Below are 26,433 nucleotides of genomic sequence, written 5' to 3' on the forward strand. Positions count from 1 at the left end.
CTGCATCATCTTCATGCAATGTCCCGCACGCGGCGGGACATTGCGACCTCATTGATCCAGCGAACGGTCCGATCGCCTATTGCAGTGGCGCGACGATCGTCGGGTGCTTGAATTGCGCGACATCCAGCTTCGGCAGCATTCCCGTTTCCGCATAGATGTCGAGCATCTTCTGGATCGCAGGGAAATTTGGCGCCGCACCGGGATCGCGACCGAAATCGTTGTCCTTAAGCAGATAGGTCTCGAGCACCGGGATGGGCGCTTTCAAGACTTCATTGACCACCTTCAACGTCTCTTCACGGTTCGCGAGTGCCTTCTTCATGCCCGACGTGATATCGCGGACATAGGCCTTGACCAGCTCGGGGTTCTTGTCGACGAAATCAGCACGGCAGGCTTCCAGGATGTGCACGATGTTCGGCATGGCCTGCGACAGCGAGAACAGTTTCCTTGTGCCGCCCTTGGCCTCAGCTCGCGCCGCAAATGGCTGGTTCATGTTGACCGCATCAACCCGACCCTGACGCAGGGCATCTTCGGAGACGGCAAAACCAACCTCAACCAGCTTGATGTCCTTGGCCGGATCGACGCCGTTCTGCTTCAGGAGCAGGTTGAACGGGCCTTGCGTGCCGCCGCCGATGACGGAAATGCCAACAGTCTTGCCCTTGAGATCTGCAATCGTCTTGATTGGCGAGTCATCCATGACCGCCCAGTAGACCGAGAAGCCACCGGGCTTCTCGAAGACGTGCTGCGCGACGATGTAGGCCTTGAGATTGCCGCCGACCACGCCGTTGGCAAGTGAAAGCGGCGCCTGCGTTGCGCAATCCAGCGCGCCGGCCGCCAAGGCCTGCGTCATCGGCGCGGTGCCCTGAAACTGGGTCCACTCGATGTTATAGGTCTTGCCGATATCGGGAAATTCGGCCGGCCTGCGCATCATCCAGTATTTGGATTCCTCGGCCGGGATGGTCCAGCCCACGCGGATCGTCTGCTGAGACCATGACGGGCTCGCGCCCGCGATCAAGGCCGCCACAGCCCCTGCTGCCAGCATCCATCTCGAAACTGCCCGCATCGTGCCCACTCCGTTGCTCCGGCGCCGACGGACGCCACCCAACCCGACCGGCACAAATGTTTCATGGTTCAAACAATCAAGCAAGCCATGCAAGCCGGCCGGTTTCGCTGCGGGATGCGTTATGTATGGTGCGCAGCGGTCGCGCGGCGTTGCGCCGCGACACAAGGAGGCAACCTATGGCTGAAGCGAGCAAGGCAAACCCGCAGGGCGTCGAGAGGCTCGGCTATCTCGGCCTCGGACTGATGGGGACGCCAATGACCCGGCGCCTGCTCAAGGCCGGCTATCCCGTCAGCGTCTGGAACCGTTCGGAAGGCAAGGTAGCTCCACTCGTCGAGGCCGGCGCCAAGCGCGCGGACACGCCTCGTGACCTGTTGGCGAACTCCGACATCGTCTTCATGTGCGTGACCGATGCCGCAGCCGTCGAAGAGGTGATCTTCGGGCCGGAAGGTCTTGCGGCAGCTCCCGGCGTAGGCAAGCTCGTGGTCGATTTCTCGTCGATCCATCCTGACGCCGCGCGCGAGCTTGCAGCACGAATGAAAGCGGCAAACGGCGCAAGCTGGATCGATGCACCGGTGTCCGGCGGCAGCAAGGGCGCCGAAGAAGGCACGCTGGCCATCATGGCCGGCGGAGAGGCCCCCGACATCGAGCGGGCCCGGCCCTATGTGCTGGCCATGGCGCGCAGGTTTACCCATATGGGTCCCACCGGCGCGGGCCAGACCACAAAACTCTGCAACCAGGTGATCGTCGGATGCGCGATGGCCGTCCTCGCGGAGGCAACGCGCCTTGCCTCGAATGCCGGAATTGACGCGAGCCGACTGCCCGAGGCGCTCGCCGGCGGCTTTGCGGATTCGATTCCGCTTCAGCTCTTCGTGCCGCGCATGGTCCAAGGCATTCATTCGCCGCCGCTCGGCCACATCGCGACGATGCTGAAGGATCTCGACACGGTCGCCGATGTCGCCCAAGCAACGTCAACGCCGGTGCCGATGGCGACCCTCGCGGGACAGATCTTCAGGCTGGCCAAGGCTGCGCGCGGCGCAGATGCGGACGCTCTGGAAATCTACAAGCTCTCGGCCACAGACCGCTGAACTGACCAGCGCCCCTGGATCGCCTACGGTGACTTCTTGCGCTCGTCGTCGGACAGAAACCGGCCATACGCCCCCCGCGCAAACAGCAGCGGCTCTTTTCCGTTGTAGGCATAGGCCTCGACCGCACCGAGAAAGATCACGTGATCGCCGCCATAATAGCGATTGACGGACCGGCACTGAAAATTGGCCACGCTCTCGGCAAGCACCGGCGCGTTGCCGAGGCCCGGCGTCCAGTCCACGCCGGCGAACTTGTCCTCGGACGACTTTGCGAACTTGTTGGCAAGCGCCTGCTGCGAGGTACCCAGCACGTGGACGGTGAAATGGCTGGCGTTCTGAAACACGGTCAGGCTCGAGGAGTAGACTCCGAGGCTCCATAGGACCAAGGGAGGGTTCAAGGAGACCGATGCGAATGAATTACAGGTGATGCCATACGGCTTACCATCGGCGGCCGTGGCTGTGATGATCGTTACACCTGTTCCGTACGTGCCGAGCGCGTTGCGAAAATCTCGCGGATCAATCTGCGAGCTATCGCTCGCGAACTCGTTGGCTGGATCAGGAGCGGCCGGCTGCTTTGGCTGGTCATTCATCGGCCGGCCTCACAAGGTGAGATTCTCGGACGGCAGGCCGAGTGCCACGCGCCCATAATTGGTTCCGGCCGCATCGAAATTGAATGCGAGGTGCGAATTGATGGCGTGCGCATCTCGGAACTGCCGCTGCAACACCCCCGTCGTGAACAGGCCGCGCGCGCCACTCGCCGCGAACAGCATCGACACGGCATCCGTGCACAGATTGACCGAGAACGCCCCGTCGCGCCGATACCTGGTCTTAATAGCCATGTCTGGCGTGTGCTTGCTTCGCGCGTGCTCCATCGCCTCGATGCAGGCCGAGCGCATGATGAGGCGCGCAGCATCGATCTTGGCGGAGGCCTCTGCGATTTTGATTTGCGTGCTTTGGAAGTCGCTCAGCTTGGCGCGGTTGTATGTCGAGATACGGTGACGCGCGACCTCCGCATAGTCGTCGAGGCACGCCTGCGCATTTCCGAGCGCGACGCCGGAGAGAACATACGGAAACAAAGAGAATACCGGCAGTGCGTACAGCGGATTGGGGTTCACACCGCTTCCGGGCGTTGCGCCTCCCGCCAAATCACCGACAGCGACCGTCATATGCTCGGGCACAAAGGCGTCCCCGACTTCGACATCCGACGATCCGGTGCCGCGCAGTCCGGCGACATTCCAGGTGTCGAGAATCCTGTAATCGGCCTTCGGCAACAGGAAGATGCGGTATTCGATGCCATCAGCCTCGTCGTCGGACGACACCACGCTCGCGAGCATGTTCCATGCGCATGAGCCGACACCAGACGAGAACGGCCAACTTCCGTGCAGCCGGTATCCGCCCTCGACCTTCCGCGCGCGGCCGGCGGGGAAGATGAACGATGACGCGATCAGGACGTCCGGATCTGGGCCCCAGACCAGATTCTGCGCGCGCGGCTCGAACATGCCGAGCATCCAGTGGTGGCTTGCCAGATTGGCCAGATTCCAGGCTACCGACGCGTCGGCGCGACCGAGCAGCTCGGCACAATCGATCAGGGCGACGTAGTCGAGCTCTGAGCCGCCGATGCGCCTCGGCTGAAGCATCCGGAACAGGCCGGCATCGTGCAGGTCTCGCTCGGTTTCCGGTGGCAGATGCCGCAGTTCCTCGGTGCGAACCGCGCGCTCCCGCAATTGCGGCACGAGCGACCGGGCCTTGGCAATCATCGTCGCATAGGCTCGTCCGCCGGGGTCTGTCGCAACCGACTGCCCCATACTCGGCTCTTGACCTGGCGCCATTCGTGTCCCTCGCTCTTACGCATTTATGCGGCGGGAACCCTGCCAAATCAAGCTGGCGCAGCACCAAGGGAGGCGCAAAGGCTTGCCTGCGACCACGACGCCCTGTTCTGCTCAATCCGACGTCGCGGCCTTGCGCTGACCAAACACCCCTTTTTCGGCCAAAGCCGCAATCCGGCCCTCGTCATAGCCAAGCGTCTCCCGCATGACGCCTTCGGTATGCTCGCCCAGCAGGGGCGCAGCCACGGGATCAATTGCCGCCGTCAGGCTCATATTGATCGGCGGCTCGATGTTGGGCACCCATTGCGCCGTACGATGCGGGATCCGGCTCAGGCGCGCGCGCTCGCGCGCTTCAGGCGCATTGAACCCCTCCTCGACCGTCCGGAGATAGCCGACCGGGATATTGGCCAGCTTCATCCTCGCCATCCAGTTCTCGAGCGTGTCGCCCGCGAACACCTCCGCGATGGCTGCGCGCAGCAACTCCTTGTTCTCGGATCGAGCCTTTCGCGTGGCGAACTGTGGCTCATTGATGAGATCCGGGCGATTCATCACCTCCACCACCAGCCGCCGATACAACCGATCATTGGCGCAGGCCATGTAGAGCGGACCGTCGGATGCTTCGTAGACGCCGACGGTGGGAGATCCACTCGGCGAATTTCCGAACCTTCCGGGGTTCTCACCATTGATCAGATAGGCCATGCCATAGAAGCCGGTCATCCCCATCGCGACGTCGAACAGGGCGACCTCGACGTGCTGTCCGCGACCGAGCCGATCCCGCGCCAATAGCGCCAGCAAGATGGCATTGCAGGCCGACATCCCCGTCGCCATGTCGACAATCGGCGGGCCGGTCCGAACCGCCGGACCATCAGCAAACCCGTTGAGCGACATGAAGCCGCTCTCGGCTTGCGTGATGGGATCGAAGCCGGGGCGCGAGGCGAATGGTCCGGCGCGCCCGTAAGCAGAGATCGAACAATAGACCAGCCGCGGGTTGAGCGGTGCGACAGCCTCATAATCGAGACCGAACTTCTTCATGACCCCGCTGGAAAAGTTCTCGACGACGACGTCCGCCTTGCGGATCAAATCCAGTGCGATCTCGCGCGCCTCCGGCACGGCGAGATCGAGTGCGATGCCGCTCTTGTTGCGGTTCAGGCTGAGATAGGCAGCGCTTTCGCCACCGATCTCAGCATGCTCATAAGCGCGCGTATCGTCGCCACCATCGGGGTTCTCGATCTTGATGACGCGCGCGCCGAAATCGGCGAGCGTCTGCGTGCAGGCGGGACCCGCGACCACGCGCGTGAAATCGACGACCAGCAGACCATCAAGTGCGGTTGGTCCTCCCGCCGCCCGCGACGGACGTTCCGGCAATTGAGGCTTGGTGGACATCCCAGGGGCTCCCTTACATCGGCTTGTGCTCGCCGAATTTCCTGCGAGCGAACTTAAAGCCCGGCAGAGCCGACTTCGCAAGTGCCTCAGCAGCAACGCTTCAATACGCAAAAAGGACCCGGCAGCGGTCAAGCTGCCAGGTCCTCAAGCATTCTAGGCGAACAAGGCCGCGCCTGCATCAGCGCGCGCCATTTGACGTTGCGAAAAGCAACCTCCCGCGTCACGGGAAACTCCGCTTAGCGAAGCGACCTTCGCCAATAGAGGGTATGCGACCAGGCCCAGGGCATCTCCGGTTCGTAGAGCCGATAGCCCGCCTTGATGAAATTATTGGCGGAAAAACGATTATCCGTTGTATCCGAAACGATACTGTCCCATCCGATGCGCCGGCCCCGCGCTTCGACGGTCCGCATTAGCCGGAGCTGAAGTCCCTTGCCCCAATGTCGCTGCAAGACCCCTACTCTGGAGAAGTAGCCGCTATTTCGCTCACGAGTGGACGGCACAACACCTGCGAAAGCGACCGCATCATCACCGTGATAAGCGAGCCACCACGTTCCGATGTCGAACTGCGGCATGGCCGCGGCATCGAAGAACGTGAACCGATGCAGATCAGCCAAGGTGTCGGCAACGTCATCATCGAATGCATCGATCATACGAATTCTGTACATGGCAGGATCCATAGTATGGAACGACCTCGGGCGGCCGTTCGGCGATGCCACCGCCACGAAAACTCACTTGCTCAGCACGACCTTCACGCCGAGCCAGACGGCTCCCATCAGGCCGGTCGCAATCACCGTAATCACGGCCTTGAAGGTGTAGCTCTGCGCTTGCTCCACGCTCTTTCGCCACCGCCGCAGGTGCTGGAAATCTGCCCTCACCTCTTTCCGGTCATCGTCTTCGATTCCAAAGGAAGCCAGCACCGACGCGACCGCCTTCAACACGATCGCATCGATGCTGTCCTGTTGGAGCCTGTGCTGCTCGGCCAGCGTCTCAGCGACGATGGCCCTGATTTCGTCGTCTGGCATCTTCACCGCTTGATGATCCTTGCAACATTCTCAAATCCGCGCTTGGCGAAGTAGAAGGAGACGACGAGATTAGCGGTAATCGCCGCAAACCCTGCGAGCGGATCAGTTGATCCGAGGCCGATAACCTTGTCCCAGACAAGGAGCTTCGCGAAATAAATCGTCACGCAATATCCGATTAGCTTATCCGGCTCGTGCCTGCGCACGAGCCGCGCGGCCGTATTGGCGCTTGCCCCGCCGGCGGTCGCGGAGAGATGCTCTTCCACGGTGTCGCGCGCCAGCGTCTCGATCTCGGTCGTCTCGGTATGCGGCTGCAACGCCCTGATCTGGCCGGCGTCAAACCCTTCCGCGATCAGCTCCGCTTCGGTCTTGGTGACGACCTCGTGGAAGCAATAATTGCAGTCGCGAATGCTGCGCGCACCGCGCTCGATGCCGAATTCTTCGGGTGGCACGCCCATGACCCGCGCCTGGGCGAGCTTGCGCGTGGTGACGATCGTGACGTCATGCAAGACGGGAGAGCCCATCGGCGCCGGCGGCGCCGTGGCTAGCAAGGGAACGGGCATGTTTGATTGAACTCTTTGGTTTTGCCGCGTGTCGGCAGACAGCAGAACGGCCGCGGCGGCCTAGTAGCCGTTGTTGCGCATATAGTCCTGGATCAAGCCGAGTAGTCCGCCAGCGGGCGCTTGATCCGGATTCGTGCGCAGTGATTCATCTCGCCGCGGCGAGGCCCATTGATCCAATGCGCGATTGGGATCGGGTGCCAGCAGCGCCTCGAGTGGAAAGCGAGCCGGAGCCGACGGCTGTGCACGCGAACCGGACGGCATCCCCGAAGCGGCTGACGCTACGCCAGGACCACCGAATGACCCCGGCATCGCGAACGGCCCGAAATTCCGGAACTCCTCGGGCGCAAAGCGCAGCGGTGGCGGCGCCGGGTCGACAATTGGTGACGAACTCCCGGGTGATTGCGAGCGCGAAGATGCAGGAGCCCGCAATAACGCCGGACCGTTCGGCCCACCAAGCGATGTCGGACCTTCCGTGCCAGGAATAGCCATTCCGGACGATGACAGAGGCGCAGCTCCCAGCCGAGGAAGATCCGTCGGCAATGTATCGCCGGGAAGAGATGGCCGAATCTGGGGAGATCGAGACGGCGCAGTTGTCGAGCCAGGTGGAAGCGCCGGCTTCGGCTCCCCGTTCTGGTACGGAAAGGCCGGACGATCGATATCAAACACGTCCGGATCAGCCTTGTGCGTGATGTCGCTGGAATAGATTCCGAACCGTTTGTTCGGATCGGCATTCAAAGGTGCCTTGCCGGAAATGATCTCACGATGCAGATGCGGACCGGTCGTGAGACCTCCCTGATCCTGAACATATTTTGTGGTGCCGATGACCGCACCCGGTATGGGCTGATTTGCAACAACCGGTGTACCCGGCGCCGGCAGCTGATCCGGTCCGAGATGGCCATAGAGCTGATAGAAGACTGTGCCGTCCGGGGCTTTTGATTTGACGACAACGGACATGCCGTAGCCATCGATTCTGCCGGTTCTGAATATTTCTCCGCCGTACTGCGCGTAGACCGGCGTTCCGGGCTCGGCCGGATTATCGCTGCCGCCGTGATAACCACCCTTGGTCTTCGCGCGGGGCGTCAGCCAATTTTCCTTGGTCGGACCATAGCCGGGATATTTGTACTCGGGCATCTCTTGTTTCCCTCAATTGTTGACACTGCGCGCGCGTTCGAAGAGGTGAACCTTTCCCGGCCTCGCCAGCGCCAGCGCGCCCGCTGGACCGACATCGAATCCTGCGTGCAAGTCTGGCAGCGATCGTTTTGCGGACGTCGCGCGAAAGCGGGGACTTGATGTCCTGAGCGGTCAGGTAGTACTTTAGTCCGTCTCAACCAGCGGACTATGCTCATCCATCGACTGGCATACGGACACATGCTGTTCTCGGCATCCGCCGCGGTTCGCATCAAAATTTAACATCCACGGAGACAGCAAATTGAGATTCGCTTCAGCCGCTCTCAAATCGGTTCGAGAGATGACGATGCGGGCAATTATCCTTTGCGCGTTTTTCGCATCGATAGGGGCATGCAACGCATTCGCGGAAAACTCGTCAGACGCTCCATGCCCGGCAGATTTCAGTTGTGTTAAGCCGTATCCCCGCGACGGTGCTTGTCAGCATCCCGCGATCGTTCTCGATGAAAAGACGAAGAGCGGGGGTTACGAGGATGACCCCTACTCGCGCACATTCGAAAAAGCCTGCATTCCAAAGACCGGAGCACTGGCGACACGCCGGGGTGGCGAACTTCGCCTGACGTTGGGCAATGGCGCCGTGAAACTCTACAAAGACAATCAGAGCAAGAAGGCCTGCGACAAAGGGCCCTACGAAAGCTGCAAGACTTACATGCTTTATGACTATTTCCCCGACCACCAGCTACTTCTTGTCCACGTCCTGTACTACGAAAGCGACGAATGGATTCTGGTCCGGCAGCGCGATGGAAAGGAGGAAAAGATCGTCGCTCCCCCGCGCTACTCGCCCGGCAAGAAGTGGCTCGCATCAGTCTTCTGGACCGAAGGCCCATCCGATGGAAACAACGGAATCGACATCATACCGGCGAACGGCGGCGCGACCGAGCCTGCCTTTCATTACAGGTCTGAGGGCTATGAGCTTTGGGAGTACGACCGCTGGGAAGGTGACGATCGTCTATTGCTCAAAGTGAGCTGGCGCCCCAAGCCTGACTCCGACCTCGTCGACTGGCCCGCTGAAGTTGTTCGCGTGAACGGGCAATGGCAGTTGCATCGGTGGCCTCCCGGTTCGCCGCGGCCTTGAAACCCTCAGGCATCGTCTGCGTGGCCAAGCCGGACGAACATCCTCGGCTGCAGTCGACTTAGTAACCGTTGTTGCGCATATAGTCCTGGATCATGCCGAGCAGCCCTCCGGCCGAGCCGCTCGTCGCGCTCCTTGCGTCACTGCGAGTATCAAATCCTCGCATTGACGATGCCATGGAAGAGCTTGGTTCATTTGCGAATAAGCCGATTGGCCGGCTGGCCTGCGACGGTTGAGGTTCGCCAGGCAGTCCTCCCCAGTCGCCAAATCGACCGTTGGACGTTGAAGGATATGCCGCTGGAGCGCTTCCCGAAGCGGAAACAGCGCCAGCATTTGGGGCGTCCACGCGCGTGAGACGTCGAACAGCATTCGTTTCAGGGCTCTTCTGGTCCGGCTCGGGGTAGCCATATTCCCACACGTTTCGATGGTTCGGCAGACCCGCTCCGTCAACGGAATCTCTGATCAGCTTCTTGATCCATGGCTGCGAGTAGTCCTCCGAGAAATCGAAGGGGCCAATTCCATAGGTAACGCCAACGCCGGGCGTGCCGAAGCCCACACCCGTCTCGTTGCCCACAGTCGCCACGTTCGCTCCGACCCACCCTCTCCCGATGCTTCCTGCTGCCGATGGCCCCGTCAGCAGAGTGCCTAGATCATTGGTATATCCTGCCGACGCACTGAAGCCAGGCGTACCGTAATAGAGCTGCGGATAGAGCCTTCCGGAATTGTCTATATAGGCCCCAGCGCCAACTCCTCCCCACGCCGGCACTCCCACCGTGAATCCGCCATAAGTCCCCTTGTCGCTCATTGGTTCTGCTCATCATTCCGGGCCTCGGCCCTCTTGCAATTCTGCTCGTAAGTTCTCGAACACCTGATTGCGAAAAACACGCCGTAGAGAAAGGCTGCCAGGAACCCGCAGCCGAAGACCATCAGGACCGGCTGTCCGGATGAAAGGAGGGCTAGTCCTCCGCTAAGACCCATAACGATGGATCCTTTGACAAATCGGACATACTCCGCCTGCACAGAGAGTGGCGTCGGATGCTGCAGCGCCCACACCGAAAATGCATAACGCGCATTCTCGTAGTCCTGAAACTGAGGTGGAAGATGCTCGCGTACGGCGTTGAAGACGTGCAGGTACGTGACGGTTGTCCAGATGACGGCTATCCCCGTCAAAACCGTGAAGAGAGCTACCATGATGTCCTTTCGGCGAACCAGGCTTCGTGAGGCAGACGTATGTACTCCACGTTCGCCGGCAAGCTTCGCATAGCCTGGCTGAAAGCACGAGGCCCGCGCTGCCAGCCTGCGAGCGCGAACGTCCTTGCTGATGCTCAGGATGCAGTCTGCGACACGCCTCGCTGGTCAGCCATGTCATGCACCGTGTGCGCGACGATCTTCATCGCCCCGCTCGATTCCGCGACGTCCTGGGCAAGCAACGCGAACTGATCGTCGGTGAGATCGTAGTACGTCTCCCGGCTCTCCTCCTCCCGCTCCTCCCACCAGACCTTGACGATGCCGACCTTCGAGAGCAGCGCGTCCTTGATGAAGGAATAGAGCACCATGAAGCCGGGGTTCTGCTGCATGAAGACGTGATTGACGTAATCGGTCTCCTGCTGCGCGGCGACGACATCTTCCGGGCCGACCGGCTCGAAGCGCACGACCTCGTCGGCGCCGGCAAAGATGTCCATCAGCGACGGCATCAGGCCTTCGATCGTGTCGGCGACGTCGGTCGACACCGCGCGCGAGCGGCCGTCCTGCGCCGGCATGTCCTTGCGCATGTCGCCGAGATAATAATCCATCGCGTCGGCCCGCTCCTCGGCAAGCCGTGCCGCCGACATGGCGGCGAGCGCGTTCGCTTTCTCGGAGGCGAGCATCGCCTTCACGTCGGAGATCGACATCTTTGGCATGAAAGACCTTTTCGGTTTGGCAATGCTGGTCTGTTGATTTTTCGCTACCGGAGTCACCTCCGCGCCTCTCTTCAGCGCCCGGTCGGAGACACCCGGGTCAAACGGCGGATATCCGCGGGCCGAACAGAGCCGCGAGCTCCGGCCGCAGGCTCACCATCCGCCTCGCCGGGAGCGGGCACGATGCCGGCCTGGGACGCAGTCCAATTTCCAAAACGGTCGGCAAGTAGAAAATTCAACATGAACATTCCTAACCGAATTGAGCGATGCCGCCATCTAGCAGCGACGAATGGCAGAGCTCGGCAGTGCCGATCGAGCGGGCGATGCAAGGATTAGATAGAGAGCCGGAAGAGCAAGGTGATCGCGAGAAGCACGATGAAAACGACGAAGAGCCCCATAACTCCGGCAACCGAATCGTCCAGTTCAATTCGACCGCTTTCATCCCGCCGGTAGCCGAGCCAGTTGAAGCGCTGCAGCGGTGAATTGAACGGCTTGACATAAACTCGACCAAGCGACAGCAGCGGAAAGACAATCCGTGGGACCGTGCATCCTATGCACTCGACGAACGCCTCATACAGGAAGCCGATGCAGCTGGAGACGAAGTTATCCATCTCACCCTCTCTGGCTGAACGTTCAGCGTGCCCAGCCGACCACGTTGACACCCAGGCCATAATCAGAACGGATGGACTTGACGAGATAATTCGTTCGACCTGCGCCTTTCGATTTGACATCGCCGACGCCCGACAGCTCGCCACCGCAATGGCTGCGGCGATGCGCTGAAGGGCTCGACATAGATCCGGCCGAACGCAAAAACGGCAAGGTGGCTCGCGCCACCGAGTATCCGATCAGGTCGATCAGCATTCCAAACGTCGACATTGCAAACTCACGCAATGGTAGAAGCTGCATCTTCTAGAACATAACAAGAACAACGTCAACCGCAGGTTTGCCGCAGCCAAGTGCTTCCCTCACACCCATCCCTGCTCCGCATATCGTATCGGCCGGTTGAACGCGGCCACCCTGCCCGGCTGCTCGTAGCAGATCGCCATCAGTCCGAGCGCATCGGCGGCGTGGCTCGACCAGTCGTGCTCTGGGCCGAGCCCGATGTTGCGCGCCTCGTCCTTGCGCTCGTGATAGAAGCCGAGCGCCTCGCGGCCGGGCTCCGTCGTCTCTTCGTTGAACCAGAGCTGCGCCCCCAACCGCCGCAGCGCCTCGATCCGCATCATCGCCGCACCCGGTCCCTGGTTCTTCACCGGCGGCTCGACCGTGAAGCCCGCCTCGCGCAGATGATCCTCATAGCGCTTGCCGGTGATGGCGTTCGCGGCGACGCCGTCATGCGGCAGATAGAGCACGGCATTGTCGTAGCCGCGCGAGCGCAGCCAGTTGACGTGAAACGCCAGCACCTGGCCGACGCTCTCGTAATAATCCAGCACGCGAATCTCGGTTCCCACCCATTGCACGATCCAGATCGTGAAGGCATCCGCTGCGGCACCGGCGCCGCCGATATCGATGAAGGCGCGCAGCCGCAGCAGCGGATCGGCCGAGACCTTTCCGATCCGCCCCTGCGCGCGAGCTTCCGACAGCAGCGCTGAAAAATAGGCGCCCTCGAAGGCGCGCGCATAGTCGCCTTCCCAGATGTGATCGTAGCGCTCCGGGTAGAGTTTTTGGTCGAGCAACCGCTCCTCCTCCAGCACCTCCGGAAACCAGGGATTGTCGCGCCAGTTGGCTTTCACCACCAGCGCCCCGTCGGGCTGACGCGAGCGCAAAAAATCGTCGATCGCATCGCTCTTGCGGCGCGGATTCCAGCTCGCCCACAGCTCGGAATTTTTGGCGCGGATCGTCGGCCGCAGCAGCGCCAGGCTGCGCGCGCTCAGCGACTGCGCCTCGTCGATCCAGGCGATGCGGAATCCTTCCAGTGATTTGATCGAGTCCGCCGTATGATCCAAAAGTCCGCGAAAGATGATGAGCCCGTCGCCGGGCGTCTCGATCTTGTCGCTATAGAGCTTGAAACCATGGCCGAGCCCGAGGCTTGCGATCTTGCCTTCGATCAGCCGCTTCGACGATTGCGCCAGCGTCCGCTGCGCCTCGCGAATGCAGACCGCGAGCGTGCCGCGCTCGGCCTGGCAGGTCTCGACCAGGAGCTCGCCGAAGAAATGCGATTTCCCCGAGCCGCGTCCGCCGTACACGCCCTTGTAGCGCGCGGGTTTGAGCAACGGCGCAAAGATCCTGGCCGTTGGAATTTTGAGGATGGACAATGGATACGCTCGCTCGCCCTAGGGCAGGCTGGTACGCCTGCGCCACATCGCGGACCAGTCTTCGTTGCTACGCCGCAGCGGGCGCCGACTTCGACGACCGCTGCGCGAAGTTCAATGACACCATCGTTGCCTTTTCCGGAAAATCGATCACGACAGCCTCCAACATTTGCAAGATCGACAAGACGCGTGCGCAACTTCCCGACACCGTCAGGATCGGCGCGACCTGCGCGTTGCAGCCCGCATCAGGCCCGGAAGTCATCAGCGTGCAAGACACGGCCTCCACGCCGGACGGAGAGAACCTGATGTTCAAGAAGGTCGACGACAAGACCGTCGTCCTCTGGATCATCAACAACGGACATTTCACCGGCGACGGTCGGACGCTGTCCTATTGCAGCGACCAGGTGCAGCGTGCTTATGCCGGGCAGCGACGGACCAACAAGCAGACCAAGAACTAGCCCAAGCAATACAAGGACCATCGAAATGAAAAACCCGCGACCGACTGCCCGGCGCGGGTTGAACCAACTTATCTCGATGATGCTATTCTGCCGGTGTTTTGCCCGACGTGTCAAACGTTCAATCGAACAGCATTTCAAATCGCGATCCTGACGGCTCAAGCATCGGCGCCAGCGTCACCCGCATCAGCGCTTCCCGGATGCACGATGATGCGTTCGATCCGGTGGATCAATTCCAGCACGCCGTCTTCGCCGTTCTCGACCGGTTGCGCCGTCTTGCCCCAGCCGCGATCGAGGATCGCATTGGCGGCCGAGAGGCGAACGGCCGGCGTCGCATCGTCATTGCGCATGATGCCGACGAGAACGCGGACGGCCGTCCTAGTATGACTGCGCGCCAGCGACCCGATCTCGGTCAGCGTTCGCGCTTTCGACGTCCTCTTCGATGCCTTCTTGGCGGCAGGCCGGTAGACGTCCGCGACCTTAGGCTCGTATTCAAGACCATCGCTCAAGCAAAAATCTCCCACACAACAATCGCGACCAGGCCCGCAAGCGCGAGCGATATCAGATAGACTGTCATCGTTTCTCCAACAAAAGCAACAGTGCGGCAGATCGCGAGACGACGCGCGATCGTTTCGGCGCGAACCTTATCCCCGCTTCCGGGGACCGCGGCAGCGCAAGCAGAGCTCGCGCCGCGGGCCGGCACGTTCGCGCGTGCACGGCCAATCAATGTGGTTCGGACGGCGGCGCGCGTGTCGGCGCTCCATGAACGCGTTTCAACGAGGGCGAGGCCGCGATGCGCGGGACGCCGTCCGATTCCTAAAATCGAAACAAAAAAGCCCGCAGCGGATGCTTCCCGCGCGGGCTGACAAACTCGTTTCGATGATGCCATTCTGCCGGTGTTTTGCCCGACGTGTCAAACTTCATTTGCAATCGGAGCGCGGCTGCCGCAATTGCGGCGATGCGCCCCGTAAGTCGACATGAAAAAACCCGCTGCGGATCATTCCGCGCGGGCTCGACCAACTCATCTCGATGATGCCACTCTGCCGGTGTTTTGCCCGACGTGTCAAACGATGTCGAACCGAGTTCGCGGAAATCGGCATTGGACGAAAAGGCCGGCCGATTCAGGTCGTGGGGCGAAACAGCTCGCGCCGATTATGCTATCGACGAAGGGGACCCGCAGAACTAGAGATGTGACGCATCCCTAAACAGGATTCCTGCAACACCAGCGGTCTTGCATGCATCCTTGAGCGCCTGATCGGCGATGACGGTTGCATCCTTATGGGCCAATCTGAAAACGTGCGCGCTCCCCACCGCGTCTTCTCTAAAGACGAGCTTGGCCCCCTTGATTAAAAAATTGTAGTATTTCAATCCGTAATTTCGGTAGATCGGGTCGTCAACAATACCGATGTTCAATCGTGATCGCGTTTCATCCACCGCGTCAAGGACACGAACGACGTCGCAAAGCCAATATTGAGGTCCAGTGTAGTGCCCCTGTGGTACGCGGATGTCGCATGCGACAAAGGCAAATCCGGTCGGATCGACCACTTCGAACACCGTCTTCATCCGATCGGAAATCAACCAGTAGTGATGAAATAGCTCTATATCCTTTGGGGCAACCCCTATCTTTTTGTCAAACAGGAAACGGGGTGGCTCCGGATAATTTGGAAATCCTCGCCCCGGAGGCGGTTCAAGCACCCCGGTATCGGGGGCGAGCACGTCCGCATTTTCCATCGCGAATCCCGGCCGCCCTCCGAGACGATAGTTGGGTCCCGTCTGGTAAAACCTGCGCTTGATCGTCCTAGACCGTTTGATCGGCTCAGGTTTTTCGTCGCTCATCCTCGTGGTCCCTCTTGACGACTAGGCAGAGACGGCATCACTGCCGTTCTTAAGATGTTGTGTTCGCCGCACAGAACAGTACAGGCAAGCCCGCAAATCGCTTGGATGATCTAAAGCTCGCCGTCATTCGCTCGTGCTCATCCCCTCCAAAGGTGTCGCCGTCTTTAACGACCGCACCATGCTCAATCAGATAGACTGCGAGGCCTGCCACTCTGTCGATCATAATTCGAAGCCCAAGCGTGTCGGTCTCGAATTCAATCTCGCGCCCCGCAAATGCCGACAGTCCCATTGTTACGGCGCCGATCTTCGCCTCCGAACGGAATGGCATGATGTCGATCCAGAGGGTAAAGGGATAGTCGGGAAATTGCGCAAAGGATTGACGCGACATCTCCATCCAAAGCTTGGCGGGTCGCGCGACCTTGGTGTCCCACACCACCGCGGAGCACGTTGGCATCGTGGCAATCAACGCGCCAACGACGGCTGTCGTGAGACGGGCGACCGGCAGTGGTTGCAGATTCTGTCCCAGCACCGAGACAATCAGATGACCTTGATGACGCAAGGCTACCGTCTTGCCTTCCGGCCAGGTGGAAGCCGCGCGTGACCACAAGCCGGGATCTGGCGGAATGGGGGCCGGCATCGACATCACAGCAACCAATTCGCCGCCACATCGGATGAGCGGCGAGTTCACTGAAGGCTGCCGAATGTCCTCCGCACCGCGACCATCCTCGATTTCAACCGCCAGCTCGGGATGTCTCGCGCGAAGGGCCTTGACGACCAGCACCATGTCAGGGGTCGTCGGCATTTCTAACAAGACAAGGGCGAGGATGGAGCTACTCATTGGCCGCCTCATCTAATCCAACTGGGCAGCTGGTGATCACCCAGAGGTTGAAATGCGAACTAGAACAAACTAGGAACATTGTCAATTACGGCAGCTCCGGACTCGACGGGCGAATCCGAGCCATTTCTCGCTTGCAATATTCGTTTAGCTGCGCCGTTAAGCAGGGCTACTTCTTCAAACAAAAAAACCGCGGCGAGAACTCACCGCGGGCCAATTAGCCCATCCAGATGATGTCATTCCGCTAGTGTTGCCCGACGCAGCAAACTTTATTGCGATTGCCCGCGACGCGCTCGACATCACGCCTCATTCAACCCCGCACCGCGATCCACCACGGCCGCATCGCCCTTGGCGCTGAGCTCGAAGGTGTCGCCATCCTTCCGCACGTAGCCGCCCGCGATCAGCCCGAACAGCTCCGCCTGCTTGTCATCGCTGAAAGGCGATGGACTGGCCGATGTCGCAGAGCACGGCGATCTGGGCGTCTGTCAGCATGGAATCTTCCCGACGGTACAAGAGCCGCGGCCGTCGACTTGTTCTTTCAGGACGCCAGGCCGGACCGCGGCATCAAAAAGCCCGCGGCGGATTTGCTCCGCGCGGACCGAACCAAACTTGTCGATGATGTGATTCTGCCAGTGTTTTGCCCGACGTGTCAAAGCCTATATAGAGTCGAATTCGCAGATCCCCGGAGTCACATCATGCGCGCGCTTCCCATTCTTCTCCTGGTCGGGATCACAATGTCTGTGGCTGCTCCGGCCGCGGCTCAACGGTTCGCCGGCAATGCTCCGGTGTGCCTTCAGAGGTGGCAGTGGGGCGGCAGCAGCTATATTTCATGCCAGTATAGCTCATGGGACGAATGCAGAGCGTCCGCTGCGGGCCTTTCCGCCATGTGCCTGCAAAACCCTTATGCGCAGCAGCCGCCTCATCCAGACCGCAGTCCGCGTTCCCGATGAGATACGATTGCGGCGGCAGCAGTTGCTGCGGTGCCGCGCTGAATGTTCGTGTTCATGCAAAAGCCCGCTACGGATTTCTCCGCGCGGGCTGAACCAGACTTTCCGATGATGCCATTCTGCCGGTGTTTTGCCCGACGTGTCAACGCGAGAGGACGGCCCCGGCGCGGACGGGGGCCTGGGCGCCGGAGCCGCCATTCCAGGCCGGTCAATCGGCGGCAAACCGGCCACCATATAAATTCGGATTCAGAGCCGAAAGTTCCTAACGGAGCCGCAACGACCGTGCTGCCGCCAGCGCAGCGGTCGCACAGGGATCAATCGCACGAACGCGGCGCGATCTCCGGTCGCGTTCGTTCCGCTTGAAGGACGCCCAGTCGCTCACGCAGCTTGCGACAACTCCGCCGCGCGCTCTTCCCGTCCCCGCAACATGGCGATCGTGGCCCGCATATTGTCCCTGCGCGAGCGCAAGGCCAGCGCCAGCATCGAATAGGTGGGGCTGCCGGGATCGGCATTGCCGGCATTGCGCTCCTCCTCGGCAATGTCGCTGTCGAGCATCTGGATCCGCCAGCGCAGGTCGGAGATCAGAGCGTGGAGCGCGGTCGCTTCGAAACGGGACGTTGTCTGCATGTGATCGCCTCAATCTGAAACGGCCCGATCGGCCGGGCCGGGATGAAGCCATCGTGCAGCAAGAGCGATGCCAGCTGCCTTGCGGGAACCGGAGCAAGCGCCCCCTACTCCTCCGCCAGCTTCCGCGCGATATAAGCGTCCACCGTCTCGGCAAATGAGCGCTGCACGCCGACCGAAGTCACATGCAGCTCGAGCGCGTCCTGCTGGAGCACGCGCAGGCCGCGACTGCGTGCGCTGACCGGCGCCATCGCGACATAATCGTCGATCGCGCTCATCGCCAGCGGAATGCCTTTCGGATCTCCTCGCGCGATCAGCAAACGCAGAAAGCTCAGGCAATCGGCCAACCCCGCCATGGGTTCGTATCTCAGCCCTGCTGCGATTTCGGCCTGGGCTTCCTGATGGGCTGGGTATGGGTCCCGAACAGTGCCAGCAGCAACGCGACTTCTTCCTTCGAACCGACCTGGATCATGGCGATCTCCTTTTCGCTCCGTTGGTCGGGTCCAGCGGCGAAGGCGTTCAGGACGATCTGGTTTCAGGACTGTTTCAAAGTTGTTTCGTCGTCGCGCAAGCCGGATCGCGCTGGACTGACGGATACTCAGCCATTCGGCTGCCAACCGATGATCGCACCGACGAGACAGAGAAGCGCGCCGAAGGCGGTGCCGACCATCTGCATCCAGTAACGGATCGGCATGGTGTCCCGGTCAAATTCCTGCCGCGACCAGCGTGACCAGTCCAGCCAATCATCACTGATGAACAGGATCTTTCGCTCGACATAGCCATACCAGGCCTTGCGGGCGCAATAGATGCTGATCCCGAGCGCAACCAGGCGATAGAGAAGATCGAGCGCGGGGTTCATGCAAGCATCCGTTCGTCAGGCCGGCCTGCCGATGACCGGGCCCAATTGCCGATCAGTCGGCAAGGCCCCGGCAGCTATGGCAATAGCTCTGCCTGTCTTGGTGTCACGGGCGAGGCTGCAGGTTCAATCGCGGCCGCGATCGGGCACGGGCTTTACCCAACGAGTCAAACTTTAAATCAAATGCAACGAAGCGGATTCGGCCGAATGAAATCTCTCCGCGCCATGCTGGCACACACGTGTTCCAAGGAGAGATGCGCGATGTATTACGTCGCCGCCGCATTGCTGGGACTGTCAGGACTGTTCTACTCCGCGAGCCATCACGAACTCGGCCAGTTCGGCTCGAACGTGTGCAGCTATGGCAGCACCTTCTGCGACAATCCGGTGGTCGTCTTCACTGGCGCTGCGCTCGCCGCCGCCTGGGGCATGTTCGTCAGCATCAAGTAGCACGAAGCCCGGCGTCCATCGAAGGCCGGGCTCGATGATCGCACGTGCCGCTGCTCGGCGACCGGTGGGCGGGCTCGGCCGCCAGCTCCTTGCGGACGGCGGCGGCCGAGTGCTCATGGCCGCCGGGCGACCTTGGTCGGCGTCAAGCAATGGCTTATGACGCTCCCTACAATCTCAACGTGCTTCGCAAGGGCATCGCGCGCCGCCGCAAGCGGGGTCACGGTCTTGTCGTGACGCGGAGCTAGACCGCCGCTGGAGAAAGATCGCGGCACGGCATGTCGCTGACCGGCCGAGGAACTTTCCGGCTATGATCGCGCTTAGGCCTTGAATTTCGCAATTACCGGAAGGTCAGCCCTGTCGAACCGATCGCAACACCTCCCCGCCAAACATGGCCGCGCCGACGCGCCGACGAAGTCCGCTCCGATGCTGCTGCAGCGGCTCGGTCCCGGCCTGATCACCGGCGCGGCCGACGACGATCCGTCGGGCATAGCCACCTATTCCCAGGCCGGCGCGCAATTCGGCTACGGGCTGCTCTGGACGATATTTCTGACCCTGCCGTTCATGATCGCGATCCAGCTCGTCAGTGCACAGATCGGCCGGGTCACCGGCAAGGGGTTGGCCGCCAACATCCTGCAGCTCGCGCCGCGCTGGATCGTGATGGGGCTGGTGGCGCTGCTCGTCGCCGCCAACACCTTCAACATCGCCGCCGACATCGCGGCGATGGCGGAGGCGCTTTCGCTGGTCATTGGCGGGCTCAATCACGAGCACGCGCTGATCTTCGCGGCCGGATCGACCCTGCTCCAGGTGTTCGTGCCCTATCGACGCTACTCGCCGGTGCTGAAATTCCTGACGCTGACGCTGTTCGCCTATGTCGCCACCGCCTTCACCGTGAACATCCCGTGGAGTACGGCGCTGCTTGCCACGGTGTGGCCGAAGGCGACCGTCAACGCCGATTACCTCATGATGGTGGTGGCGGTCCTCGGCACCACCATCAGCCCCTACCTCTTCTTCTGGCAGGCCTCCCAGGAGGTCGAGGAGATGAACCAGGGCAAGCGCGACCGGCCGCTGCGCGAGGAGACGCAGCGCGGCGGAGATCCCGAGCTCGCACGCATCAAGGTCGACACCACGCTCGGCATGCTGCTGTCGAACGGCATCGCTTTCTTCATCATCCTGACCACGGCCGCCGTGCTTAACGCCAACGGGGTCACCAACATCAATTCGGCGACGGAGGCGGCCGAGGCGCTGCGTCCGCTCGCCGGCGACTTTACCTTTGCGCTGTTCGCACTCGGCATCATCGGCACGGGCCTGCTGGCGATCCCGGTGTTGGCGGGCTCGGCGGCTTATGGCGTTGCGGACATTTTCGGCTGGCGTGCCACGCTGGAGGCAAAGCCGGAGAAGGCGGTCGGCTTCTACACCATCATCGCGGCCGCGACCGTGATCGGCTTCGGCCTCGGCTTTACCGGCATCAGCGCGATCCACATGCTGGTGTGGAGCGCCGTGCTCAACGGCATCGTCGCCGTCCCGATCATGGCGATGATGATGCTGATCGTCTCGAACGGGACAATCATGGGGCGGTTCAAGGCCCGGTCTTGGCTCGTCACGCTGGGCTGGCTCGGCACCGTGCTGATGGCGCTGGCCGTCCTCGCTCTGCTCGGCTCATTCGCGATCGGCTAGAGCGGCGACAGCGCCGCCGAAATCTGCGACGCGATGACGAAGGCCGCGAACACGGCCGGCACGCTGACGAACCGCAGGAACTGGTCGGCCGAAAGCATTTTTGTCTCCCCAAATACAAGGGCGCCCTCGCGGCCAAAACGTCTGGGCTTGGCGCAATTTCGGACGATCCTGGCTATCCCCACCGGATTCTACGGAGTTTTCCACCCAAACGGCACGGAAGACGCCTCCGGCCGCAATCTCGGCAGGCTTCACGGCTGCCGGTCGTTAGCCTAACAATTGTGGCTGGGCTCGGGCTTACGACCGGGACACAAAACCAACAACGCCCGGCCGGGCGACAGGGAGCGACATGACAAAATCATCAAAAGCAACAAGTCTCGAAATCCTCGCCTGCGACGCCGGCTGGAGAAACTACCACTTCGTCAAGGTAACGACGGAAGACGGCATCGTCGGCTGGAGCGAGTTCGACGAGGGCTTTGGCTCGCCCGGCGTGGGCGCTGCGATCCAACGCCTGTCCGCCCGCGTCATCGGCCAGAATGTCTTCCAGCATGAGCGCATCCATGCCGAGCTGTTCGCGGCCACACGTCCCGCGGCCGGCGGCGTGGTGGCACAGGCGCTCGGCGCGATCGAGAATGCGCTGCTCGATGCCAAGGCGAAATGCCTGGGCGTGCCCTGCTACGAACTCCTCGGCGGCAAGATCCGCGACCGTGTCCGGGTCTACTGGTCGCATTGCGCGACCTGGCGGATCAATCATCCGTCCTGGTACAAGCCGCCGATCGAAAATCTCGACGGCGTCAAGGCGATGGGCCGCGAGGTACGCGAGAAGAAGTTCACCGCGCTCAAGACCAACATCTTTTCCTATGACGACGGCAAGCCGACCGGCTGGCGACCCGGCTTCGGCTCGCCCTTTGCGCCCGAGATCAATGTCGACCGCAAGATCCTGCGCGACCTGCGCATGCATCTGGAAGCGATCCGCGATGGCGCGGGTCCCGACGTCGACATCCTGCTCGATTGCAACTTCAATGCCAAGACCGAAGGCTATTTGAAGATCCTGCGCACGATCGCCGATCTCGACATGTTCTGGATCGAGATCGATAGCTTCAACCCGCAAGCCCTCGGCTATATCCGCAGGCAGAGTCCGCATCCGATCTCGTCCTGCGAGACGCTATTGGGCCTGCGCGAATTCCTGCCCTATTTCCACGAGCAGGCGATGGACGTCGCAATCATCGACACACCCTGGAACGGCGTGTGGCAGTCGATGAAAATCGCTTCAGCCGCGGAAGCGTTCGAGGTCAACGTCGCGCCGCATAATTTCTACGGCCATCTCTGCTCGATGATGAACGCGCATTTCTGCGCGGCGGTGCCGAACCTGCGTATCATGGAGATCGACATCGACCGCCTCGCCTGGGATCGCGAGCTGTTCACGCATGAGCCGGAGATCCAGAACGGCCATCTGATCATTCCAGACCGTCCGGGCTGGGGCACCGAGCCGAACGAGGAGGCGCTTCGCGCCCATCCGCCGAAGACGACAGGCGGGCTCCTCAGCTACGGCCGCAAGAGCTGACGCCTACGGCGTCACCGGATTGACGGTCGGGGACGTCTTGGGCCCCGGCCGCTCCGGTTCGACCGGCGATTTTGGTTCGGTCGGAAGCACCTTCGCGCCTGCCGCGTGAGCGGCTTCACCTGTGGTCGCATACATCGCGACATGAGCCGGCTGGGTCTTGGCACGGTTCCAGGGGCCGTGATCAACGATCAACATCGCAGCAATTGTCACGCCGGCCACAATCAACGCGATCACACCGGGATGGCGAAGCGCCGAGGACAGGGAGTTTGCGAAGCGGTCAGTTGTCATCGAAAGACCCATCATTTTTCCTCTCGCAGGTTAATTCAAATGCGGCCAACGAGTTCCGCGCCAGACTTGAGTCCGCGCTAGACTTAAGCAAGTTCCGAGCCAATCCCCGAAACTCGACCATGTCGCTTCATTCACTTCACGTCGGGACGTGCGTCACCGACGAACTTGTCGCGGTTCGGCATTTTGATCGCCGCGAGCGATTTGGCATCGAGCGTCGCATCCGCGCCGACCAATCCATTCAAGTTCAGGATGTAAGCCGACACTGCGTACACGTCTTCATTGCTCAGCGACTGCGGCGCGTTCTGCGGCATGGCGCGACGGATGTAGTCGAACAATGTTGGCGCATAAGGCCAGAAGCTTCCGACGGTGCGGACCGGTTTGGCTGTCCCGATCGTGCCCTGCCCACCGACGAGCCGATCACCTACTCCGCCCTCACCGTTGTCGCCGTGACATGACGCACATTGCTGGGCGAACACCTCGCCTCCATGGCTGACTGAACCGCTCCCTTTCGGCAGATTGCTGCCATCGCGCCCGACATCGATATTCCAGCCCGCGATCTCGGCAGCCGTCGCGGGCCGCCCGATGCCGTAGCGACTTTGCGCCTGCGCTGCGCCCGCTGAAGCGCAGAGCAAGATTGCGAGGGCGCCGCCGCAGATTTTACGCCAGCGCATTGGTCACCTCCCCGTCGGCCGCGATGCGCCAGGGCCAGATCGCATTGTTGTGGTAGAAATAATTCTCGCCGCGTACCGCAAGCAACTCGGCAAGCGTCGGCTGCACGTAGTCTGTTTCATCGATTGCGCGGCTCTGGATCACCGCGGGCTTGCCGTCCCATTGCCAGGGCAGACGGAAGCGCGTGAGGGCACGGGTCAGCACCGGCTCCTGCAATTGCGCATCCTGCCAGCTCTTACCATCATCGACGGACACCTCGACCCGCTTGATCTTGCCGTGGCCACTCCAGGCGATCCCGGTGATTTCATGGAATCCGGGCGCGCTGAGGCGCTGGGCGCCCGATGGACGCGTGATGATCGACTTCGCTTCCATGTAGTAAGAAAACTCTCGTGCCGTACCGTCCGGCAGCAGGTCGGTGTACTTCGAGGTCTCCTCGCGCGAGTAAGCGGGCTCCGTAACCACGTGCAGGCGCCGCAACCACTTCACGTTCATATTGCCTTCAAAACCCGGCAGGAGCAGCCGCAACGGATAACCCTGCTGCGGACGAAGCCGCTCGCCGTTCTGGCTATAGACGAGCATGGCATCCTCGAGACACTTCTCAATCGGTATGCTGCGGGTCAGTGCTGCCGCGTCAGCGCCTTCGGCGATCACCCATTTGGCCTCAGGCTTCAGTCCAGCCTCCTGGAGTACCAGCTTCAGGCTGACGCCCGTCCATTCGGCGCAGCTCAGCAGGCCGACGAGGTCCGACGCCGTCTTGCCATAGGGCTTGGTGTAACCGGGATTACCGGAGCATTCGAGAAAATGGATGCGCGACTCCGAAGGGAAGCGCCGCAGATCGTCCATGGTGAAGATCAGGGGCCGTTCGACGAGGCCATGAAGCATCAGCCGGTGCTGCGCCGGGTCGATGGTCGGAACGCCGCCGTGATGCCGCTCGTAGAACAGACCGTTCGGCGTGATGATGCCGTCGAGTTCCTGCAATGGCGTCCGGCCGGACGCGGAGATGTACTGTTTGAGGTTCTTCGAGATGTTCTTGACGACGCCCTTCTCGAACGGTGACGGCGCTCCGTAGGGCTGGCTTCCCATCGGATCGCCCGGCGCCTTCATCCAATCGGGGACGTTAGGCGGAAGGTTTTCGGTCTCCGCGGCGGCTGATGCACCGGCTCCCAGGACGACGCCGCCTGCCACAGCGCCGCTCCCTTTCAGGAAGCGACGGCGTGTAGTCGTTGCGGATTTGTCGCTCGTGTCGATCGTGCTGCTCATAGCGGACCCTCGGATGAAGCTCGGCCCGCATGAAACCTTCCGCGACGCGCATTTGCAATTCGCGTGCATTTCAAAAACAGGCGATTTCGATCAGGACTGACCTAAATCCGCCGGCGGCGGCAGCAGTTCCATTCTTTGCGATGCACAATGGCTCGCGTATCACTCACCCGGCGCGATTGCATTGCTGGGTGTCGGCCGATCGGTGATCTGCTGACCGAACAGGCTGCCGATCAATTCGACCGCGGTGCGTGCAGTGCGGCCGCGCTCGTCCAGGAACGGATTGAGCTCGACGATGTCGACCGATCCCACCACGCCGGAATCGTGCAGTAACTCCATGATCAGATGCGCCTCGCGATAGGTCGCCCCTCCCGGCACCGTGGTGCCGACACCCGGCGCGACGCTGGGATCAAGAAAATCGACATCGAAGCTGACATGCAGCACGCCGTTGCTGGCCTTGACGCGCTCGATCACGCGCCGGATCAGCACCGCGACGCCGAACTCGTCGATCTGGCGCATGTCGACAATCCTGATCCGGCGTGCGCGCATCAGCTCCTTTTCGAGCTTGTCGATTGAACGCGCACCGAACAGGTCGAGCCTGTCCGGAGCAATCGAGGCGCGCGGATCATCGCCCAGCAGGCCGTCGAGGCCGGCCTCGCCGCACAGGAACGCCGCCGACATGCCGTGCATATTGGCTGTGATCGTCGTCTCCGGCGTATTGTAGTCGGCATGGGCGTCGAGCCAGAGCACGAACAGCTCGCGTCCACACTCCTGCCAATGTCTGGCCATGGCGTTGACCGAACCCATTGACAGCGTGTGATCTCCCCCGAGGAAGATCGGCAGGGCACCGGTTTGCGCGATCTCATAGCCGCGCCGACTGAGCATGCGCGCCCAGCGCTGGATTTCGCGATAGTGATTGGCCTTCTCCGGCGGCCTGTCGGCGAGATCCCGGACCTCGGCCACGGAGAGATCGCCGTAGTCGACAACCTCGAGATCCAGGCCTTCAAGCAGGGTTGCAAGGCCGGCAGTACGCAGCGCCGCGGGCCCCATCAAGGTGCCGCGCTGTGAAGCGCCCATATCGATGGGCGCACCCAGCAGCGCGATCCGCTGGGCTCGATCCGTGATGGTTCGATCGGTCACGGCAACCTCCTGATATCGGCAAGGCTGCGCCAGCGTAACAGAGATTCGCATCCGTCGTTTCACGGGGATACGGAACAAATTCCCGCGCGCCGCATTTTCTCTGCAAGGCCGGCACCCGCCGTTCAAAACGGCGCATGTCGCGGATAGCCAAAGGTCTTCGGGCCCGCTGTTCAAAACGAGCGCACGCGCGGATAGCCAAAGGTGCCGGCCTCAGTTTCTTCGTCATATCTGGAGGCCGCGAGCTTGAGCACGGACATACCGCAGCCCAATCCTCAGCCCGGCATGGCCGAGCGCGCCATCGATACAGCGACCGATGTGTCCCACACCATCGGCGAAGTCGCAGGCGGATTGCGTGCCGCCGTCGATCGCCTCACTTACACGATCAATGAAGCGCGAAAGCCCGGACGGCCGCTCTCGACAGTGGCGGCAATCACGCGCGAAGCGCCCCTGGCCAGCCTGTTCGTCGCTTTCCTCTTTGGCGTAGCGGTTGCGCGCCGGCGCTAGAAC

General features: G+C 61.5%; 32 protein-coding genes and 2 pseudogenes. 8 read left to right on the forward strand and 26 right to left on the reverse strand.

All coding sequences use genetic code 11. The annotated features are described in order from the left end of the window. Positions 1 to 76: 76 nt before the first annotated feature. A complete protein-coding gene (locus ACLFLU_RS29735) occupies positions 77 to 1,060 on the reverse strand; it encodes an ABC transporter substrate-binding protein (RefSeq protein ID WP_426408299.1) in 984 nt (327 codons plus the stop codon). A gap of 176 nt (positions 1,061 to 1,236) precedes the next feature. On the opposite strand from ACLFLU_RS29735, the gene ACLFLU_RS29740 reads away from it, so the two are divergent. Then, positions 1,237 to 2,145, forward strand: coding sequence for an NAD(P)-dependent oxidoreductase (locus ACLFLU_RS29740; RefSeq protein WP_426408300.1), 909 nt, complete (start codon positions 1,237 to 1,239; stop codon positions 2,143 to 2,145). Between the two features lie 23 nt (positions 2,146 to 2,168). Here ACLFLU_RS29740 and ACLFLU_RS29745 read toward each other — a convergent pair whose 3' ends face one another. The 8 genes and pseudogenes from ACLFLU_RS29745 to ACLFLU_RS29780 form a co-directional block, all read right to left on the reverse strand. Then, positions 2,169 to 2,732 carry a flavin reductase family protein gene (locus ACLFLU_RS29745; protein WP_426408301.1) on the reverse strand — a complete coding sequence of 188 codons (564 nt, stop codon included), beginning with the start codon at positions 2,730 to 2,732 and terminating at the stop codon, positions 2,169 to 2,171. Between the two features lie 9 nt (positions 2,733 to 2,741). After that, positions 2,742 to 3,971: an acyl-CoA dehydrogenase family protein gene (locus ACLFLU_RS29750; RefSeq protein WP_426408302.1), complete on the reverse strand. Its 1,230-nt coding sequence runs from the start codon at positions 3,969 to 3,971 to the stop codon at positions 2,742 to 2,744. 111 nt (positions 3,972 to 4,082) lie between these two features. After that, positions 4,083 to 5,351, reverse strand: coding sequence for a CaiB/BaiF CoA transferase family protein (locus ACLFLU_RS29755; RefSeq protein ID WP_426408303.1), 1,269 nt, complete (start codon positions 5,349 to 5,351; stop codon positions 4,083 to 4,085). A gap of 236 nt (positions 5,352 to 5,587) precedes the next feature. Beyond that, entirely contained in the window at positions 5,588 to 6,016 is a 429-nt protein-coding gene (locus ACLFLU_RS29760) for a GNAT family N-acetyltransferase (protein WP_426408304.1), read from the reverse strand. Positions 6,017 to 6,079: 63 nt separating this feature from the next. After that, a complete protein-coding gene (locus ACLFLU_RS29765) occupies positions 6,080 to 6,379 on the reverse strand; it encodes a hypothetical protein (RefSeq protein ID WP_426408305.1) in 300 nt (99 codons plus the stop codon). Then, positions 6,376 to 6,567: pseudogene (locus ACLFLU_RS29770) on the reverse strand (hypothetical protein); the annotation flags it as partial. The gene ACLFLU_RS29765 and the pseudogene ACLFLU_RS29770, both read right to left, overlap by 4 nt. 108 nt (positions 6,568 to 6,675) lie before the next feature. Next, positions 6,676 to 6,933, reverse strand: a pseudogene (locus ACLFLU_RS29775) (portal protein); the annotation flags it as partial. A gap of 60 nt (positions 6,934 to 6,993) precedes the next feature. Beyond that, positions 6,994 to 8,064, reverse strand: a complete 1,071-nt coding sequence (locus ACLFLU_RS29780; protein ID WP_426408306.1) for a peptidoglycan DD-metalloendopeptidase family protein — start codon at positions 8,062 to 8,064, stop codon at positions 6,994 to 6,996. A 343-nt stretch (positions 8,065 to 8,407) separates the two neighbouring features. Between ACLFLU_RS29780 and ACLFLU_RS29785 the strand changes: the two genes are divergently transcribed. Beyond that, entirely contained in the window at positions 8,408 to 9,193 is a 786-nt protein-coding gene (locus ACLFLU_RS29785) for a hypothetical protein (RefSeq protein WP_426408307.1), read from the forward strand. Positions 9,194 to 9,251: 58 nt separating this feature from the next. Here ACLFLU_RS29785 and ACLFLU_RS29790 read toward each other — a convergent pair whose 3' ends face one another. The 6 genes from ACLFLU_RS29790 to ACLFLU_RS29815 form a co-directional block, all read right to left on the reverse strand. Beyond that, the gene (locus tag ACLFLU_RS29790; RefSeq protein WP_426408308.1) at positions 9,252 to 9,773 is read right to left on the reverse strand and encodes a hypothetical protein; all 522 of its coding nucleotides are present in this window, start codon (positions 9,771 to 9,773) and stop codon (positions 9,252 to 9,254) included. 218 nt (positions 9,774 to 9,991) lie between these two features. Beyond that, on the reverse strand, positions 9,992 to 10,381 hold the full coding sequence (locus tag ACLFLU_RS29795) for a hypothetical protein (protein WP_426408309.1): 390 nt from the start codon (positions 10,379 to 10,381) through the stop codon (positions 9,992 to 9,994). A 134-nt stretch (positions 10,382 to 10,515) separates the two neighbouring features. Beyond that, positions 10,516 to 11,091, reverse strand: a complete 576-nt coding sequence (locus ACLFLU_RS29800; protein ID WP_426408310.1) for a portal protein — start codon at positions 11,089 to 11,091, stop codon at positions 10,516 to 10,518. Positions 11,092 to 11,420: 329 nt separating this feature from the next. Beyond that, positions 11,421 to 11,699 (reverse strand): hypothetical protein, encoded by a 279-nt coding sequence (locus ACLFLU_RS29805; protein WP_426408311.1) that lies wholly within the window; start codon positions 11,697 to 11,699, stop codon positions 11,421 to 11,423. Between the two features lie 22 nt (positions 11,700 to 11,721). Beyond that, entirely contained in the window at positions 11,722 to 11,949 is a 228-nt protein-coding gene (locus tag ACLFLU_RS29810; RefSeq protein WP_426408312.1) for a hypothetical protein, read from the reverse strand. Between the two features lie 104 nt (positions 11,950 to 12,053). Then, positions 12,054 to 13,340 carry a PBSX family phage terminase large subunit gene (locus tag ACLFLU_RS29815; protein WP_426408313.1) on the reverse strand — a complete coding sequence of 429 codons (1,287 nt, stop codon included), beginning with the start codon at positions 13,338 to 13,340 and terminating at the stop codon, positions 12,054 to 12,056. On the opposite strand from ACLFLU_RS29815, the gene ACLFLU_RS29820 reads away from it, so the two are divergent. Further along, positions 13,340 to 13,795, forward strand: a complete 456-nt coding sequence (locus ACLFLU_RS29820) for a hypothetical protein (protein ID WP_426408314.1) — start codon at positions 13,340 to 13,342, stop codon at positions 13,793 to 13,795. The two genes, ACLFLU_RS29815 and ACLFLU_RS29820, sit on opposite strands and share 1 nt — an antisense overlap. A 155-nt stretch (positions 13,796 to 13,950) precedes the next feature. Here ACLFLU_RS29820 and ACLFLU_RS29825 read toward each other — a convergent pair whose 3' ends face one another. From ACLFLU_RS29825 to ACLFLU_RS29840, 4 genes are all read right to left on the reverse strand, one after another. Next, the gene (locus tag ACLFLU_RS29825) at positions 13,951 to 14,301 is read right to left on the reverse strand and encodes a hypothetical protein (protein WP_426408315.1); all 351 of its coding nucleotides are present in this window, start codon (positions 14,299 to 14,301) and stop codon (positions 13,951 to 13,953) included. Beyond that, positions 14,298 to 14,681 carry a hypothetical protein gene (locus ACLFLU_RS29830; RefSeq protein WP_426408316.1) on the reverse strand — a complete coding sequence of 128 codons (384 nt, stop codon included), beginning with the start codon at positions 14,679 to 14,681 and terminating at the stop codon, positions 14,298 to 14,300. The genes ACLFLU_RS29825 and ACLFLU_RS29830 overlap by 4 nt, the downstream gene beginning before the upstream one ends. 293 nt (positions 14,682 to 14,974) lie before the next feature. Next, positions 14,975 to 15,628, reverse strand: a complete 654-nt coding sequence (locus tag ACLFLU_RS29835) for an imm11 family protein (RefSeq protein WP_426408317.1) — start codon at positions 15,626 to 15,628, stop codon at positions 14,975 to 14,977. 49 nt (positions 15,629 to 15,677) lie between these two features. After that, positions 15,678 to 16,466, reverse strand: coding sequence for a DUF4261 domain-containing protein (locus ACLFLU_RS29840; RefSeq protein ID WP_426408318.1), 789 nt, complete (start codon positions 16,464 to 16,466; stop codon positions 15,678 to 15,680). Positions 16,467 to 17,197: 731 nt separating this feature from the next. Between ACLFLU_RS29840 and ACLFLU_RS29845 the strand changes: the two genes are divergently transcribed. Further along, the gene (locus ACLFLU_RS29845; protein ID WP_426414101.1) at positions 17,198 to 17,413 is read left to right on the forward strand and encodes a DUF3551 domain-containing protein; all 216 of its coding nucleotides are present in this window, start codon (positions 17,198 to 17,200) and stop codon (positions 17,411 to 17,413) included. Positions 17,414 to 17,788: 375 nt separating this feature from the next. Here the strand turns inward: ACLFLU_RS29845 and ACLFLU_RS29850 are convergent, their stop codons facing one another. The 3 genes from ACLFLU_RS29850 to ACLFLU_RS29860 form a co-directional block, all read right to left on the reverse strand. Continuing rightward, positions 17,789 to 18,037 (reverse strand): hypothetical protein, encoded by a 249-nt coding sequence (locus ACLFLU_RS29850; protein ID WP_426408319.1) that lies wholly within the window; start codon positions 18,035 to 18,037, stop codon positions 17,789 to 17,791. A 104-nt stretch (positions 18,038 to 18,141) separates the two neighbouring features. Continuing rightward, a complete protein-coding gene (locus ACLFLU_RS29855) occupies positions 18,142 to 18,390 on the reverse strand; it encodes a hypothetical protein (protein WP_426408320.1) in 249 nt (82 codons plus the stop codon). 242 nt (positions 18,391 to 18,632) lie between these two features. Continuing rightward, positions 18,633 to 18,893, reverse strand: a complete 261-nt coding sequence (locus tag ACLFLU_RS29860) for a hypothetical protein (RefSeq protein WP_426408321.1) — start codon at positions 18,891 to 18,893, stop codon at positions 18,633 to 18,635. A 258-nt stretch (positions 18,894 to 19,151) separates the two neighbouring features. On the opposite strand from ACLFLU_RS29860, the gene ACLFLU_RS29865 reads away from it, so the two are divergent. From ACLFLU_RS29865 to ACLFLU_RS29875, 3 genes are all read left to right on the forward strand, one after another. After that, positions 19,152 to 19,337 (forward strand): hypothetical protein, encoded by a 186-nt coding sequence (locus ACLFLU_RS29865; protein ID WP_334525284.1) that lies wholly within the window; start codon positions 19,152 to 19,154, stop codon positions 19,335 to 19,337. A 423-nt stretch (positions 19,338 to 19,760) separates the two neighbouring features. Then, on the forward strand, positions 19,761 to 21,011 hold the full coding sequence (locus ACLFLU_RS29870) for an NRAMP family divalent metal transporter (RefSeq protein ID WP_426408322.1): 1,251 nt from the start codon (positions 19,761 to 19,763) through the stop codon (positions 21,009 to 21,011). 346 nt (positions 21,012 to 21,357) lie between these two features. Further along, complete coding sequence (locus ACLFLU_RS29875) at positions 21,358 to 22,572, forward strand: mandelate racemase/muconate lactonizing enzyme family protein (RefSeq protein ID WP_426408323.1); 1,215 nt, start codon at positions 21,358 to 21,360, stop codon at positions 22,570 to 22,572. A 3-nt stretch (positions 22,573 to 22,575) separates the two neighbouring features. On the opposite strand, the gene ACLFLU_RS29880 is transcribed toward ACLFLU_RS29875, so the two are convergent. The 4 genes from ACLFLU_RS29880 to rocF all read right to left on the reverse strand — a co-directional run bounded on the left by ACLFLU_RS29880 (position 22,576) and on the right by rocF (position 25,926). Further along, on the reverse strand, positions 22,576 to 22,872 hold the full coding sequence (locus ACLFLU_RS29880; protein WP_426414102.1) for a hypothetical protein: 297 nt from the start codon (positions 22,870 to 22,872) through the stop codon (positions 22,576 to 22,578). Between the two features lie 119 nt (positions 22,873 to 22,991). Further along, positions 22,992 to 23,531 carry a c-type cytochrome gene (locus tag ACLFLU_RS29885; RefSeq protein ID WP_426408324.1) on the reverse strand — a complete coding sequence of 180 codons (540 nt, stop codon included), beginning with the start codon at positions 23,529 to 23,531 and terminating at the stop codon, positions 22,992 to 22,994. Beyond that, complete coding sequence (gene soxC, locus ACLFLU_RS29890; protein WP_426408325.1) at positions 23,518 to 24,789, reverse strand: sulfite dehydrogenase; 1,272 nt, start codon at positions 24,787 to 24,789, stop codon at positions 23,518 to 23,520. Before soxC ends, ACLFLU_RS29885 begins: the two co-directional genes overlap by 14 nt. A gap of 159 nt (positions 24,790 to 24,948) precedes the next feature. Further along, positions 24,949 to 25,926 (reverse strand): arginase, encoded by a 978-nt coding sequence (gene rocF, locus ACLFLU_RS29895; protein WP_426408326.1) that lies wholly within the window; start codon positions 25,924 to 25,926, stop codon positions 24,949 to 24,951. A gap of 243 nt (positions 25,927 to 26,169) precedes the next feature. Here rocF and ACLFLU_RS29900 point away from each other — a divergent pair, with 243 nt between their 5' ends. Continuing rightward, positions 26,170 to 26,430 (forward strand): hypothetical protein, encoded by a 261-nt coding sequence (locus ACLFLU_RS29900; RefSeq protein ID WP_426408327.1) that lies wholly within the window; start codon positions 26,170 to 26,172, stop codon positions 26,428 to 26,430. The last annotated feature ends 3 nt before the right edge of the window (positions 26,431 to 26,433 follow it).

Source organism: Bradyrhizobium ganzhouense (assembly GCF_049949285.1).
Lineage (GTDB): Bacteria > Pseudomonadota > Alphaproteobacteria > Rhizobiales > Xanthobacteraceae > Bradyrhizobium > Bradyrhizobium ganzhouense.